13 protein-coding genes and 1 pseudogene are annotated in these 13,156 nt (G+C 72.4%); 9 read left to right on the forward strand and 5 right to left on the reverse strand.

Annotated elements, in window-relative coordinates:
- Nucleotides 1–181 precede the first annotated feature (181 nt).
- The 4 genes from ADL05_RS10290 (at nucleotide 182) to ADL05_RS10305 (ending at nucleotide 3,383) form a co-directional block, all read left to right on the forward strand.
- Nucleotides 182–580, forward strand: coding sequence for a hypothetical protein (locus tag ADL05_RS10290; protein WP_053616658.1), 399 nt, complete (start codon nucleotides 182–184; stop codon nucleotides 578–580).
- A gap of 98 nt (nucleotides 581–678) precedes the next feature.
- Nucleotides 679–1,122 carry a hypothetical protein gene (locus ADL05_RS32415; RefSeq protein ID WP_369800920.1) on the forward strand — a complete coding sequence of 148 codons (444 nt, stop codon included), beginning with the start codon at nucleotides 679–681 and terminating at the stop codon, nucleotides 1,120–1,122.
- Nucleotides 1,123–1,198: 76 nt separating this feature from the next.
- The gene (locus tag ADL05_RS31720) at nucleotides 1,199–1,630 is read left to right on the forward strand and encodes a hypothetical protein (RefSeq protein WP_053616659.1); all 432 of its coding nucleotides are present in this window, start codon (nucleotides 1,199–1,201) and stop codon (nucleotides 1,628–1,630) included.
- A gap of 106 nt (nucleotides 1,631–1,736) precedes the next feature.
- Nucleotides 1,737–3,383: a DNA repair helicase XPB gene (locus ADL05_RS10305; protein WP_053616660.1), complete on the forward strand. Its 1,647-nt coding sequence runs from the start codon at nucleotides 1,737–1,739 to the stop codon at nucleotides 3,381–3,383.
- Between the two features lie 139 nt (nucleotides 3,384–3,522).
- On the opposite strand, the gene ADL05_RS10310 is transcribed toward ADL05_RS10305, so the two are convergent.
- Nucleotides 3,523–3,759: a hypothetical protein gene (locus ADL05_RS10310; protein ID WP_053616661.1), complete on the reverse strand. Its 237-nt coding sequence runs from the start codon at nucleotides 3,757–3,759 to the stop codon at nucleotides 3,523–3,525.
- A 250-nt stretch (nucleotides 3,760–4,009) separates the two neighbouring features.
- Here ADL05_RS10310 and ADL05_RS10315 point away from each other — a divergent pair, with 250 nt between their 5' ends.
- Complete coding sequence (locus ADL05_RS10315) at nucleotides 4,010–5,026, forward strand: R2-like ligand-binding oxidase (protein ID WP_082376256.1); 1,017 nt, start codon at nucleotides 4,010–4,012, stop codon at nucleotides 5,024–5,026.
- Between the two features lie 121 nt (nucleotides 5,027–5,147).
- Here the strand turns inward: ADL05_RS10315 and ADL05_RS10320 are convergent, their stop codons facing one another.
- A complete protein-coding gene (locus ADL05_RS10320; RefSeq protein WP_053616662.1) occupies nucleotides 5,148–5,738 on the reverse strand; it encodes an LURP-one-related/scramblase family protein in 591 nt (196 codons plus the stop codon).
- Between ADL05_RS10320 and ADL05_RS32420 the strand changes: the two are divergent.
- Nucleotides 5,737–5,970 (forward strand): annotated as a pseudogene (locus ADL05_RS32420) (Scr1 family TA system antitoxin-like transcriptional regulator); the annotation flags it as partial. The gene ADL05_RS10320 and the pseudogene ADL05_RS32420 overlap by 2 nt on opposite strands.
- 32 nt (nucleotides 5,971–6,002) lie before the next feature.
- On the opposite strand, the gene ADL05_RS10325 reads toward ADL05_RS32420, so the two are convergent.
- Complete coding sequence (locus ADL05_RS10325) at nucleotides 6,003–7,073, reverse strand: zeta toxin family protein (RefSeq protein WP_053616663.1); 1,071 nt, start codon at nucleotides 7,071–7,073, stop codon at nucleotides 6,003–6,005.
- A 125-nt stretch (nucleotides 7,074–7,198) separates the two neighbouring features.
- Between ADL05_RS10325 and ADL05_RS10330 the strand changes: the two genes are divergently transcribed.
- Nucleotides 7,199–7,627, forward strand: a complete 429-nt coding sequence (locus ADL05_RS10330) for an NUDIX domain-containing protein (protein ID WP_053616664.1) — start codon at nucleotides 7,199–7,201, stop codon at nucleotides 7,625–7,627.
- A 34-nt stretch (nucleotides 7,628–7,661) separates the two neighbouring features.
- On the opposite strand, the gene ADL05_RS10335 is transcribed toward ADL05_RS10330, so the two are convergent.
- Nucleotides 7,662–8,264, reverse strand: a complete 603-nt coding sequence (locus ADL05_RS10335) for a Uma2 family endonuclease (RefSeq protein ID WP_369800921.1) — start codon at nucleotides 8,262–8,264, stop codon at nucleotides 7,662–7,664.
- A 123-nt stretch (nucleotides 8,265–8,387) separates the two neighbouring features.
- On the reverse strand, nucleotides 8,388–9,254 hold the full coding sequence (locus ADL05_RS10340) for a CPBP family intramembrane glutamic endopeptidase (protein ID WP_053616666.1): 867 nt from the start codon (nucleotides 9,252–9,254) through the stop codon (nucleotides 8,388–8,390).
- A gap of 147 nt (nucleotides 9,255–9,401) precedes the next feature.
- Here ADL05_RS10340 and ADL05_RS31725 point away from each other — a divergent pair, with 147 nt between their 5' ends.
- Both ADL05_RS31725 and ADL05_RS10350 read left to right on the forward strand, forming a co-directional pair.
- Entirely contained in the window at nucleotides 9,402–11,279 is a 1,878-nt protein-coding gene (locus ADL05_RS31725; protein WP_053616667.1) for an ABC transporter ATP-binding protein, read from the forward strand.
- The gene (locus ADL05_RS10350; RefSeq protein ID WP_053616668.1) at nucleotides 11,276–13,102 is read left to right on the forward strand and encodes an ABC transporter ATP-binding protein; all 1,827 of its coding nucleotides are present in this window, start codon (nucleotides 11,276–11,278) and stop codon (nucleotides 13,100–13,102) included. The genes ADL05_RS31725 and ADL05_RS10350 overlap by 4 nt, the downstream gene beginning before the upstream one ends.
- Nucleotides 13,103–13,156 lie beyond the last annotated feature (54 nt).

Consider the following 13,156-nt stretch of genomic DNA (forward strand, 5'->3'; position numbering starts at 1 on the left):
GACACGAAGTGTCCCTCCGGAGTGGTGGCGGGTGACGGGCAGAAAGAGAAGCCGCCGCAGGCGTCCCATGAGGGAAGGCTCCGGACTCCGACACGAAGTGTCCCTCCGGAGTGGTGGCGGGTGACGGGAGGGCTAGAGTGGCCGCGAGGTTGGTCGACCACCGACAGCGAGAGAACCCTCCATGAGCAACGCCTCTCTGCCCCCCGGAGCATCCTCCCCCCGTGACCGTTCCGACCGCGGGGCGGAGCGGTCGGCGGAGCGCGACGGGACCCGGGACGAGCCCGCCGCCGTCACGGGCGGTGGGTCCAGCAGCTCCACGATGGCCCTGATCCTGCACGCGCTCACCTTCCTGTGCTGCGCGAACTGGCTGTTCGGGATCGCCGGGATCGTCTTCGCCGTGCGGGCCGCCCACGCGCGCGACCGCGGGCGCCCCGACCAGGCGGAGACCCTCACCAGGTACTCCTGGTACTGCCTGGGGGCGGCTGGCGTGATGTTCTTCGTGATGCTGGTGCTGACCTTCGTCACGTGGACACAGGCGGGTTCCTGGATCAGCGGCATCGCGCCGGTCACCAACTGGTGATTCCGGCGGGGCCACGCGGGACCGAACCATGGCGCGTGTCAGCGCGTCCCATGGTTCGGGGTGGGGTAGACAGCGAGGAGGCGTGGCGGGAGGTGGCAGTGGACGGAACACGACGCAGCCCTCGGGACTTCTGGGAGAAGGGGCGCGGCGGCGGGGCAGGTGCCCCCCGGCCCCTGGGCAGCATGCCCTCCGGCACGCCACGGCCCGCGCGGCCGACCGAACTCGCCGTACCGGCCGAGCCCCGGCCGACCGGTCCGCCCCCGCGTGTGGGCGGCGCGGTCGCCGCCCTGGTGGTGTCCGTGCTCACCCTGGCCGTCCCGATCCTGGGCGTCTCGCTCGGCTTCTGGTTCTTCCTGCTGGTCACCAACGTCCCCGGCATCGGCTTCGGCATCGCGGCCCTGACCAAGATCCCCGACGAGGCCGCCGTGGAACGCTTCCTCCGCTACACCTGGGCGTGCAACTTCGCCTACCTGGTGCTGTCGGTGGTGTTCCTGGTCCCCGTGATGGTCCTGGTACTCATGATGGCGATGGTCGGCTTCTGACCATCCGCACCCCCTCCCCGCGCTCCCACCCCGCTCCCGCCACCCCCACACCCGAGAACTTCGGAGGCCCACGACGATGAGTGACGACTGGTACCAGCAGCAGCCTCCCCCCGGCCCGCACGGGGGCCACGGCGGCTACGGCGACTCCACCGGTGGCTACGCCGCCCCCGGCTCCTACGGCGCCTACGGCGGCGCCTACGGCGGCGGGTACGGAGGCGGGTACCCGCCGCCCCACGACCCCTACCAGCCGACCGGCGAGCTGCCCTCCCAGGGCAGCATGATCGGTGCCCTCGTCATGGCGATCCTCCTCATGGTGACCTGCTGCGGCCTGGTGTCCGTCGTCGGCGTCGTCTTCTCCGCCCTGGCCCTGGGCGAGAAGTACGACGCCGAGCGCGCCGCCAAGTACACCCGCTACGCGTGGATCTCCAACTGGATCAACCTGGGCATCGTCCTCTTCGCGATCGTGGCCTACGTCCTGATCGTCGTCTTCGCCATCGCGTCGTCCTGACCGGGGCAGGGGGCAGGGGGCGGGGGTCCGGAGAAGGGTCCGGGCATGATCCGGGCCTCCGGCGCGTTGCACCTGTGGCCGCCCGCCCACCAGATTGAAGGTCCGCGTGTCCTGCCTGATCGTCCAGTCCGACAAGACGCTCCTCCTGGAGATCGACCACGAGCTCGCCGGGGAGTGCCGCCGCGCCATCGCCCCCTTCGCCGAGCTGGAGCGCGCCCCCGAGCACGTGCACACCTACCGGATCACCCCGTTGGCGCTGTGGAACGCGCGCGCGGCGGGGCACGACGCCGAGCAGGTGGTCGACGCGCTGATCAGCTACTCGCGCTTCCCCGTGCCGCACTCGCTGCTGGTGGACATCGCCGAGACGATGGACCGCTACGGTCGGCTCACGCTGGTGGGCGACCCGGTGCGCGGCCTGGTCCTGGAGTCCACCGACCGCGCGGTGCTGGAGGAGATCGTCCGCGCCCGGAAGCTCAAGGGCATGCTGGGCGAGCGCCTGGACCAGGACTCGGTCGCCGTGCACCCGAGCCAGCGCGGCAACCTCAAGCAGGCGCTGCTGAAGATCGGCTGGCCGGCCGAGGACCTGGCCGGGTACGTCGACGGCGAGGCGCACGCGATCGAGCTCGAACAGGACGGCTGGGAGCTGCGCGGCTACCAGCGGGAGGCCGCGGAGAGCTTCCACGCCGGCGGTTCCGGCGTCGTGGTGCTCCCCTGCGGCGCGGGCAAGACCATCGTGGGCGCCGCGGCGATGGCGATGACCGGCACGACCACGCTCATCCTGGTGACCAACACGGTCTCCGTGCACCAGTGGAAGTCCGAGCTGCTCAAGCGCACGTCGCTGACCGAGGACGAGATCGGCGAGTACTCCGGTACCCGCAAGGAGATCCGCCCGGTCACCATCGCGACGTACCAGGTGATGGCGGCGCGCCGGAAGGGCGTGTACACGCACCTGGAGCTGTTCGACGCCCGCGACTGGGGGCTCGTGGTCTACGACGAGGTCCACCTGCTGCCCGCGCCGATCTTCCGGATGACCGCGGACCTGCAGGCGCGCCGCCGCCTCGGGCTGACCGCCACGCTCGTGCGCGAGGACGGGCGGGAGGGCGACGTGTTCTCGCTGATCGGCCCCAAGCGCTACGACGCCCCCTGGAAGGACATGGAGAACCAGGGGTGGATCGCCCCCGCGGACTGCGTCGAGGTCCGGGTGGACCTGTCGGAGTCCGAGCGGCTGGCCTACGCCACCGCCGAGCCGGAGGACCGCTACCGGTTCTGCGCCTCGTCGGAGACCAAGACGACCGTGGTGCGTGAGCTGGTGGAGCGCCACCCCGGCGAGCAGGTCCTGGTCATCGGGTCCTACATCGACCAGCTGGACGACCTGGGGGTCTCCCTGGGGGCGCCGGTCATCAAGGGCGAGACGCGCAACAAGGAGCGCGAGCGCCTCTTCGACGCGTTCCGGTCCGGGGAGCTGCGCACGCTGGTGGTGTCCAAGGTGGCGAACTTCTCGATCGACCTGCCCGAGGCCGGCGTGGCGATCCAGGTGTCGGGCTCGTTCGGCTCGCGCCAGGAGGAGGCCCAGCGCCTGGGCCGGGTGCTGCGGCCCAAGACCGACGGCCGGGCGGCGCGCTTCTACGCGGTGGTCGCGCGGGACACGTTGGACCAGGAGTACGCGGCGCACCGGCAGCGGTTCCTGGCCGAGCAGGGGTACGCGTACCGGATCACGGACGCGGGCGACCTGTTGGCGGGCGAGGAGATCTGACCGCGGGCCCCGCTCCGGGTCGTGGCGGGAGGCGGGCGCGGACGGCCGTGTCCGCGACGGCGGTGTGCTCCCGCGGAGGGTCGCGGGTCCGGGGCGCGAGTCGCGGTTCCGGGGCGCGGTTCCGGGGCGCGGGTCCCGCTCAGAGTGAGGGCAGACCGCCCATGACGTAGGTGAACGCGGCGATGCCCCAGGCCACCAGTGAGTAGCTCAGAGTGCGGGTGCGCAGGATCCGGTCGCCGCGCACGGACGGCGCGGCGAGGGCGGCGACGAGCAGGGCGAGTCCGAGGAGCGCCGGGATGACGGAGGCCAGGGCGAACAGCTGGGTCTGGGCGGCGCAGTCGGCGTAGCCGGAGGTGCCGGGATCACCACAGAACACGTCGTCTCCCGATCGGATCGTTCGGTGCGGGCGGTACTCCCCGACCGTACCGTTTCGGAGCGGCCGGATCGCCGGTGCGGCCGACCGTATCGTCGACGGGTCGGTCCCGGTGCGGTGACGGCCCCGGGCACTCGGGCGACCCCTGAACCGAACCCGATTCGGATTTTCGTGACGCGCACCACGATCGCCCTTTACACGAAGCCGCTTCGTGTCCAATCATGAGGACAGCCACAGCCCCCAGGAGGCCCCCATGCCCGACCAGTCCGTCGACCAGTCAGCCGACCAGGCCGCCGGCCAGGCCGCCCCCGGAGCCGCGCGCACCGGCTTCCACTCGCTGCGGGGAGGAGGCCTCAACTGGGACTCGCTCCCGCTGCGCCTGTTCACCAAGGGCAACGCCCGCTTCTGGAACCCCGCGGACATCGACCTGAGCCAGGACGCCGAGGACTGGAAGAAGCTCAACGACGAGGCACGGAACCGGATCCTGCGCCTGTGCGCGTTCTTCGTGGCGGGCGAGGAGGCGGTCACCGAGGACATCCAGCCGTTCCTGCGCGCGATGGCCGCCGAGGGGCGCCTGGGAGACGAGATGTACCTGACCCAGTTCGCGTTCGAGGAGGCCAAGCACGTCCAGGCCTTCCGCCTGTGGCTGGACGCCCTGGGCGTGCACGACGACCTGCACGGGTTCGTCGACGCCAACACGGGGTACCGCGCGCTCTTCTACGACGAGCTGCCCCGCTCGTTGGAGGCCCTCCTGCACGATCCCGGTCCGCGCAACCAGGTCCGCGCCTCGGTGACCTACAACCACATCATCGAGGGCTCGCTCGCCCTCACCGGCTACTACGCCTGGAACCACATCTGCACCGTGCGCGACATCTTCCCCGGGATGCGCGAGATCGTGCGCAGGATCGGTGACGACGAGCGCCGACACATGGCCTGGGGCACCTTCACCTGCCGTCGGCACGTCGCGGCCGACGAGGCCAACTGGGAGGTCGTGCGCGAACGGCTGGACGAACTGCTGCCGCACGTGCTGAACACCGTCGAGGAGGGCGACCAGCCCTCGGACGACCCCGCCACCCAGCGCTACGAGCTGCCGCCCGGTGAGCTGCTGAGGTACGCGGGCGACCGCGCCACCCGCCGCCTGGGCGCCATCGAGTCGGCGCGGGGCGTGCCGCTGGCCCGCATCGACCTGGACGCCTCACCGGAGGACCTGGAGGAGCGGTTCGGCGAGGAGGACCGCGAGGCCATGGCCCGGGTGGCTCCGACGAAGTGACCCCGCGGGCGGGACGGCTCGGCGCACGCCCGGGCTCCGGTTCGGCCCCCACTGGGGTCCGGGGTCGCCGCCCCCACCATGGGGCCGGGCCGCCGTCGACCGGAGAGCTCGGCCCGGTCCGCTACCTGCTGCCCTCGCGCAGGACGAGGTCGATCGCGATCCCCGAGGCGACGACCAGGGTCCGCAGCGGCTCGGGCAGGGTCGGGTACCGGTGCCGCAGGACGTAGGTGTCGGCGGCCGTGAAGATCTCCCCGAGGTCGGGCACCGACCGGTCGACCCGCGCGACCTCGTGCCCGTTGTGGTCGTTGATCGTGAACTCGCGGCCGACGAAGTTGCCCTCGACTGTGCCGAGCCGGCGCTTCCAGGGGTCCATGAGCGTGAATCCGGCCTTGAAGAACTTGAGGTCCTGCTCGATCGTGCCGACCGGCCGGCCGTCGGGCCAGGCCACCGAGGTGGTCGCGGTCATCCAGGACCACTGCTTGTCGATCATGAGGCGCGGTCGCCGGTGCATGTCGTTGACGACGACCTTGCGCTGGAACCCCGCCGTGTTGTCGACGAGGTGGCGCAGGACGCGCATGCCCGTGTCCAGGTTCGCCTCGTGGACGTGGGCGATCTGCCGCCCGTGCTGGTCGAAGCAGTGGTACTCCGATTCGTCGACCAGGAAGCGCTTGGGCTGCTTCACGAGGAGGGGGTTGGCGGCGAAGAAGTCCATGACGAGAACTCTAGGACCTGTCCGGAATGTCCCGCGCCGCAGGCCACGGCCACTTGCGGCCACCGACCTCCCACCGGCCCCAGGCGCCAGGCGGGCCGAGAAGCTCATCGGCCGCACTCATCCGAAACTGTGGCTCGTCGTGGACGAAGCCCTTCTCCATCGGCGCTACGGGAGTCTGGAATCAACGCGGGATCAGCTGGAATCGGTGGTGGACCTCGTGGTGTGCCCCGGGGTCCTCCTACGTCCCGCGACCGCGGGTCCCAGTCAGTCGTCGTCCTGGCGCCACAGCTCACGGCGGCCGCGCTCGGCCTCCAGGGCGACCCGGCCGAACGGCTCGGTCCGCCACCGGCCGCCGTCCCCCACGTGGTTGGCGTACAGGACCTCGCCCTCCCGCGACAGCACGTAGAGCGAGTCCACCAGGCGGTGGGTCTCCAGGAACTCGATGGTGTTGGGCACGCCCAGATAGAAACGGTCGTGCTGGTCCTCCGTGATCCAACGACCGAATCCCTGGTCACGGCACGACCGCAACCGGCGGTCGGCGATCGCGAACCGGCTGTTGGACGCGTGCGTGGCCACGAAGGCCGCCTCCACCCGGTAACCGGCCTCACGGAAGCCCTCGACCCACTGCGCCGCCCAGTCCGCGCGGCCGAGCGGGTGGCTGCACACGACGTCCACCCGTCCGGCCCGCACGTGCTCCATCGCCAGCCGGTGCAGGCCCCCGACCTGCACCGCCAGCGAGTGCGAGGCCGCGAGGTCGTCCTCGCCCATCGCCCACTCGTAGTCCGGGGCCAACCGCAGCAGGTCGTCACCGTCATAGCTCACCGTCCCCTCCGGCAGCACCGGCAGGACCAGGCGCTGGAGGGTCGACTTCCCCGATCCCGGCTGCCCGCCGAAGAGCAGCAGACGCGGATGCTCGCGCTCGGGTCCGGACAGGCGGTCGCGCAGCGCGAGGTCGAACAGGGCGGTCAGCTCGGCCCCCCGCACGGTGCGCCCCGGGTCGGCGGGCGTGGCGCCCTCCGGCGGCCGGACGGGCCACGCGCGCAGCTCGGCGATGGTCGCGGGCAGCTCGTCGCCGAGCCGGCTCAACCGGCCGGGCGTGAGGTGGGGCAGCATCGCCTCCTCCTCCAGCAGCACCCGGGCCCGCTCGGCCAGTGCCGGGTCGGTGCCGCTGCGGGACAGGCAGGCTCCGATGGCGGCGCTGTAGAGGTTGTAGACCCTCTCCCGGGCCTCCCGGAGCTCGCGGGTCTGGGGTGGGATGCCCCGGCTGGAGCTGTCCGACAGCAGCGGACGTATCCCGGTCAGGGGTGCGTCGGCCGTCTCGTGAGGGGTCGCCATGCTGGCCGCCTTCCCGGTCCGCAGGAGCCGGAGTCTCGATTGGTCACCGCCGTTGACACCCCGGATGCTAGTGGCTTCGCTCACGTCCGTCCGGTGATTCGGCCGAGGCGTCCTAGAGTGGCCACATGCCGCAGAACTCCGCGCCCGTGGGAAGCCCGCCCGTCATCGACGCACTCGCCTGGGTGCACGTCCACGAGGGCCGCCTGTTGTGCGTGCGCTCCGAGGGCAAGGACCTGCTCTACGTCCCGGGCGGCAAGCGCGACCCCGGCGAGAGCGACGAGGCGGCGGTCGCTCGCGAGGCCCTGGAGGAGGTCAGCGTGGTCCTGCGCCCGAGCACCTTCCGGCAGGTCGCGGTGATCGACGAGGTCGCCCACGCCCAGGCGCCCGGCACCCGGGTCCGAATGGCGTGCTACGCCGCCGAGCACGACGGTGAGATCGCCGCCGACAACGAGATCACCGCGGTCGAGTGGATCGGCTTCGCCGACCGCGACCGCTGTGCCCCCGCCGTGCGCCGCCTCGTGGAGATCCTGCACGCCGAGGGCACCGTCCGCTGACCGCACGCCCCCTCACGGCCTCGGGACACAGGACTCAGGCGGGCCAGGAGTCCGGCCCCGGGAACTTCGAGGTGTCGATGTCGAGGCCGAAGGGCTCCGGCAGAGTGATCTTCTCCCCGAAGTCCACCGTGGTCGCGTGGTTGTAGCGCCCGTTGCCCGGGAGTTCGTACAGGGTGACCGAAGGCCCGTTCTCGTCCCAGGCGTCGACCAGCAGGTAGAGCGGAACGGGTCCGTGCGCGTAGCCCCACAGTTTGGCCTTGCGATCGGTGTCCTTGCTGCTCCTGGACACGATCTCGACCACCAGCTCCGCCTCGTCCGCCGGGCAGGGAGTCCGCGAGGGGTCGAGGACGACGGACTCGGGCATGACGACCAGGTCGGGCATGTACAGCCGCTCGACGCTCGGCACCTGGATGCCCAGGGTCTGATAGGCATCCCAGTCGTCGGGCATGACACGGCCCAGCATCCGGGCTACCCGGACCGCGATGTAGTTGTGGGGATCAGATGGGGGGGCCACGAGCACGACTCCGTTGCCATCGACGATCTCGGCCCGCCAACCGTCGGGCACGTCCAGCTGCTGCCAGGTGCGCAGGAAGTAGTCCCATCTCGACAACTCCACCTGGGCAGGGCGTTCAGCCACGGCAAGACTCATTTCGAGTTGCACCTCCGGACAAGGACACCAACGCTCCGTGCACCTTGTCACCCGACACTTCGCAGACTAACTCCCCGTTCCCGCGGGGGCCCGAACGTCCGGGTGCCCGTGTCAGGCCGGATCGGGGACCCTCCCGGTCCAGCGGCCGGTCGTGCGGGCGAGGAGCATCGCGGTCGGCACCCCGAGGACGAACGGCAACAGGAACGCCACCGCCGTGAGGGTGGCCGCGCCCTGCATCTCCAGATACCGGCCGTTCAAGAGGGCCTGGGCGACCGTCTGGAACACCAGGTGGAAGCCCACGCACGCCCACACGTTGCCCGTCAGCACCCGCAGGCAGCCCAGCACCACGCCCATCCCCAGGAACAGCGGCAGCCGTTCGGCGAGCACCTCCCAACCACTGCCGATCACCCAGAGCGCGCTCCCCCACAGCGCGAACAGCACCGCCTGGACCCCCACCGCGAGCCACGCCCCCATGGCGGCGTTCAGGTTCCGGAACAGGTAGCCGCGGAAGATCAGCTCCTCGGGCAGGGCCTCGAACAGCAGCACCAGGACCGGCAGCAGCAGGAGACCCGCCATCGCCTCCGGCCCCGACGCGGGCGGACCGAGCCCGCTCCATCCCATCGCCACGCACAGCGCGATGCCCGCGACGCCCGGCAGCGCCCAGGACGCCGCGCCCACCAGGAAGGGGCGCCAACCCTCGCCCACTCCCGTCAGGCGCAGCCCGCGCCACGGCCGACGGTCCAGGTGACGGCGGGCCAGCCACACCATGGGCAGCGCCAGGGCGAACGCCGTGAGCGCGTTGACCGTGTGGTTGAGCGGGGTCACCTCCTCCCCCGGGAAGAACGAGTCCACCCAGCCGACCAGCCGCCAGATCAGGAACGCCGCCGCCGTCACCGCCAGGACGCGCACGGCCAGGGGCGGCCTGCGCTCGTGCACGCGGACGTCGGTGTCAGGGGGCACGGGGGTGGGGTCGTCCATGGGATCCAGTGTCCTCCCACCGCTTCGGCCCTCGCATCCGGTGTGGCCCCGGGTCGCCCCTGAGGCCACCCTGGTAACAGCTCAGGGGCGCGTGGCGGCCGAAAAACCGGTGGCCGTCCGCCGACCCCCTGGCTAGGTTCGGTGACTGTGCGTTCACTCCCGCAGCCGCCAGGCACACCCGACCACCGGTCGCCGGACCGCTTCCTGCTCTGGCTCGCCCGGAGGTCGTGGCCGTCGCTGACCTGGGCCGGTCTGACCAACGGCGGCTACTGGACCTGCGTCACCCTGGTCTCGGCCGCGCTCGGAGCCGCCGTCGACGCCGGGTTCACCGGCGACACCTCCGCCTTGTTCAGGTGGTTCGGCGTCCTGGCCGCGCTGGCCGTCACCGCCGCCGCCCTGGTGGTCCTGGGGCACAGGGCCAACTGCTTCAACTGGTACGCGTCCGCCTACCGCACGGTCCAGGTGGTGACCGAGCGCTCGGTCCTCCTGGGTCCCACGCTCACCCGTCGGATCCCCTCCGGTGAGGTCGTGGCCGTGGGCACCGACGACATCGACCGCGTCGGCGACCTCTACGAGAACTCCTCCTCGCTACCCGGCTCGCTGATCTCGATCACCGTGATCAGCACCCTCATGCTGGCCTCGCACGTGACGCTCGGGCTCGTCGTCCTGGTGTCGGTGCCGTTGATGCTGGTGGGGATGGTGCCGTTGCTGCGCGTGTTCTCCCGCCGCCAGGAGCACCACCGCGACCGCCAGGCCGAGCTGACCACGCGTTCGACCGACCTGGTGGCGGGCCTGCGCGTCCTGCGGGGCGTGGGCGGCGAGCGCGCCGTCGGCGACCGCTACACCGCCGAGTCCCAGCGGGTGCGTGCCGCCGGTGTGCGCGTGGGCTGGGCCGACGCCGCTCTGCAGTCCGTGCGCGAACTGCTGCCGGGTCTCCTGCTGGTCGGAATCGTCTGGTACGGCGCCCGGCTGGCCCTGGCCGACGACATCTCCGTCGGCGCGCTGGTCGCCTTCTACGGCTACACCGGCAGCCTGGCGATCGCCGTGCGCGGCCTCATGCGCGCCGCCTCGGCCTACGTCAGCGCGCGCGTGGCCGCCGCCCGCGTGGTCCGCGTGCTGCGGCTCGCCCACGACCACCCCGACCCCGATCTCCCCGCCGCCGAACCCGTCGCCCCGTGCGACCTGCGCGACCCCGCCAGCGGGGTCACGATCACCGCGCAGCGCACCACCGGTGTGGTGTGCTCCGACCCGACCGACGCCACGGCCGTCGCCGAGCGTCTCGGCCGCTACCGCGACGGCACCCGGCCCGGAGCCGCGACGGGTCGCGGAAGCGGCCCGGCCCCAGGAAACGGTCCGGCGTCAGGAAGCCGTACCGGTCCCGGGGGCAGCGCCGAACCGGGAACCGGTTCAGCTCCGGGAACGAGCACAGCACCCGGCCACGACACGGACGCGGTGCTGGTCGAACGCGCCACCGGCCGCGCCGTGCGCCTGCGCGACCTGCCCCGGAACCGGGTGCGCGAGCGGATCCTGCTCGCCACGAACAGCGCGCACCTGTTCTCCGGCCGCCTGCGCGACGAGCTCTCCCCGGACTCCGGGCTCTCCGACGACACCCTGGCCCGCGTGGTCCGCACGGCCAACGCCGACGACATCGTCCGGCAGTCGCCCGCGGGGTTCGACGCCGTACTCACCGAGCGCGGACGCGAGTACTCCGGCGGCCAGCAGCAGCGGCTGCGGCTCGCCCGTGCCCTGGCCCTGGACCCGGAGATCCTCGTCCTGGTCGAACCGGCCTCCGCCGTGGACGCCCACTCCGAGGCCGCCATCGCCGAGGCGCTGCCCGTCGAACGCGCCGGGCGCACCACCGCGCTCGTCACCACCAGTCCCCTGCTTCTCGACCGCACCGACCACGTGCAGTTCGTCGAGCGGGGCCGGGTGGTCGCCCAGGGCACGCACCGGGAGCTGCTCGCCTCCGTCCCCCGCTACGCCGAGACCGTCCTGCGCACCGTCACCACTGGGGGGAACCGATGACCCGGACCGCCGAACGCCCCGCCGAGCGGCCCGCGGGGCCGTCCCGGGCCGACGCCCCGGACCGGCCGCCCGGCGACGGCCTCCCGATCGCCCCCGGGCGAGCCGTGTGGCGGCGCCTGCGCCGGGCCGGACGCGACCACGGGCGGACGCTGGCGGCCGTCGTCGCCCTGTACGCCGTGGCCTCGCTGTCGGCGCTGGCGTCGCCGTGGATCCTCGGGATGATCGTGGACACCGTGCGCGCCGACGCCGACGTGGCCCGGGTGGACCTGCTGGCGGTGCTGATCGTCGTCGCGCTGGCCGTCAACGCCGTGTTCGTGCTGTGGTCGGTGGCGCTGTCGATCCGGTTCGGCGAAAGGCTGCTGGCCGAGCTGCGCGAGGAGTTCGTGCACGCCGTCCTGCGCCTGCCGCTGGGCACGGTGGAGCGCGCGGGCACGGGCGACCTCGTGGCCAGGACCGGGCGCGACATCGGCCACCTGAGTCACACGGTGCGCAACTCGGTCCCGGTCATGGTGGTGAGCCTGGTGTCGGTGGTCGTCTTCGTCACCGCGCTCGCCCTGGTCCACCCCCTGTTGCTGGCCGCCTGGGTCCCCTCGGCGGCCGTCATCTGGCTGTCGACGCGGTGGTACGCCCATCGCGCCCCCGCGGGATACGTCCGCGAGCTCTCGTCCTACTCCGACCTCACCCAGGGCGTGACCGACACCGTGGAGGGGGCCCACACCATCGAGGCGCTGGGACGCCAGGCCCGGCAGAGCGCGCTCAACGACCGGCGGATCCACCGGGCCTACCTCGCCGAGCGGTACACGCTGTCGCTGCGCTGTGTGTGGTACCCGTCGCTGGAGTTCGCCTACCTGCTCCCGGTCGCGCTCACGTTCCTGCTCGCGGGGCACCTGGCCGTGACGGGAGTGCTCACGGTCGGCCAGGTCGCCACGGCGGTGTTCGTGTGCCTGCAGCTGGTCGGACCGCTCGACCGCCTCCTCGACGAGGTGGACAGCCTGATGATGGGGTACACGTCGCTGCGCCGCCTGCTGGGCGTGGAACTGGCCGAGCAGAAAGCCCCGGCCGGGGGCGGGGGCACCGACGGCGTACCGCGCGCCGTGGAGGTCGAGGACCTGCGCTTCGGCTACACCGGCACCGAGGTGCTGCACGGGGTGGACCTCGCCCTCCGGCCCGGCGAACGGCTCGCCGTGGTGGGCCCGAGCGGGGCGGGCAAGTCGACCCTGGGCAAGCTGGTGGCCGGGATCCATCCGCCGGACTCCGGCCGTGTACGCGTGGGCGGCACGGACCTGGCGGACCTGTCACCCGAGCGGCGCCGGGAGCGGGTGATCCTGCTGAGCCAGGAGAGCCACGTGTTCCGCGGGACGCTCGCCGAGAACCTGGCGCTGGCACTGGACGCCGACGCCGGGTCCGTGGACGAGGAGCGCCTGTGGCGGGCGCTGGACGCCGTGGGCGCGGGGACGTGGGCCCGAGCGCTGCCGGAGGGGCTGGCCACCCGGGTGGGCTCGGGCCACCAGGACCTGGACCCGGCGCACGTGCAGCAGCTCGCGCTGGCCCGCGTGGTGCTGGCCGACCCGGGGGTGCTGGTCCTGGACGAGGCCACGTCCCTGATGGATCCGCGTTCGGCCCGGGACCTGGAGCGGTCGCTGGCCCGAGTGCTGGAGGGCCGGACGGTGGTCGCGATCGCGCACCGGCTGCACACCGCGCACGACGCGGACCGGATCGCGGTGGTGGAGGACGGCCGGATCAGTGAGCTGGGCAGTCATGGGGAACTGCTCGCACGCGGCGGATCGTACGCGGGGCTCTGGCACGCCTGGCACGGCGACTGACCGGCCCGCGCCCCAGCGCGTGCACCTGGTACACCGCGCACCCGGCTCCGCGCG

Source organism: Nocardiopsis sp. NRRL B-16309, assembly GCF_001279585.1.
In the GTDB taxonomy this organism is placed as follows: Bacteria; Actinomycetota; Actinomycetes; order Streptosporangiales; family Streptosporangiaceae; genus Nocardiopsis.

Bases quoted from the DNA above. Each gene is read 5' to 3' on its own strand.
- ADL05_RS10340 (WP_053616666.1), bottom strand. From the start codon at position 9,254: ATGGACGACCCCACCCCCGTGCCCCCTGACACCGACGTCCGCGTGCAC.
- ADL05_RS10325 (WP_053616663.1), bottom strand. From the start codon at position 7,073: ATGGCGACCCCTCACGAGACGGCCGACGCACCCCTGACCGGGATACGT.
- ADL05_RS10315 (WP_082376256.1), top strand. From the start codon at position 4,010: ATGCCCGACCAGTCCGTCGACCAGTCAGCCGACCAGGCCGCCGGCCAG.
- ADL05_RS10320 (WP_053616662.1), bottom strand. From the start codon at position 5,738: ATGGACTTCTTCGCCGCCAACCCCCTCCTCGTGAAGCAGCCCAAGCGC.
- ADL05_RS10350 (WP_053616668.1), top strand. From the start codon at position 11,276: ATGACCCGGACCGCCGAACGCCCCGCCGAGCGGCCCGCGGGGCCGTCC.
- ADL05_RS31720 (WP_053616659.1), top strand. From the start codon at position 1,199: ATGAGTGACGACTGGTACCAGCAGCAGCCTCCCCCCGGCCCGCACGGG.
- ADL05_RS10290 (WP_053616658.1), top strand. From the start codon at position 182: ATGAGCAACGCCTCTCTGCCCCCCGGAGCATCCTCCCCCCGTGACCGT.
- ADL05_RS10330 (WP_053616664.1), top strand. From the start codon at position 7,199: ATGCCGCAGAACTCCGCGCCCGTGGGAAGCCCGCCCGTCATCGACGCA.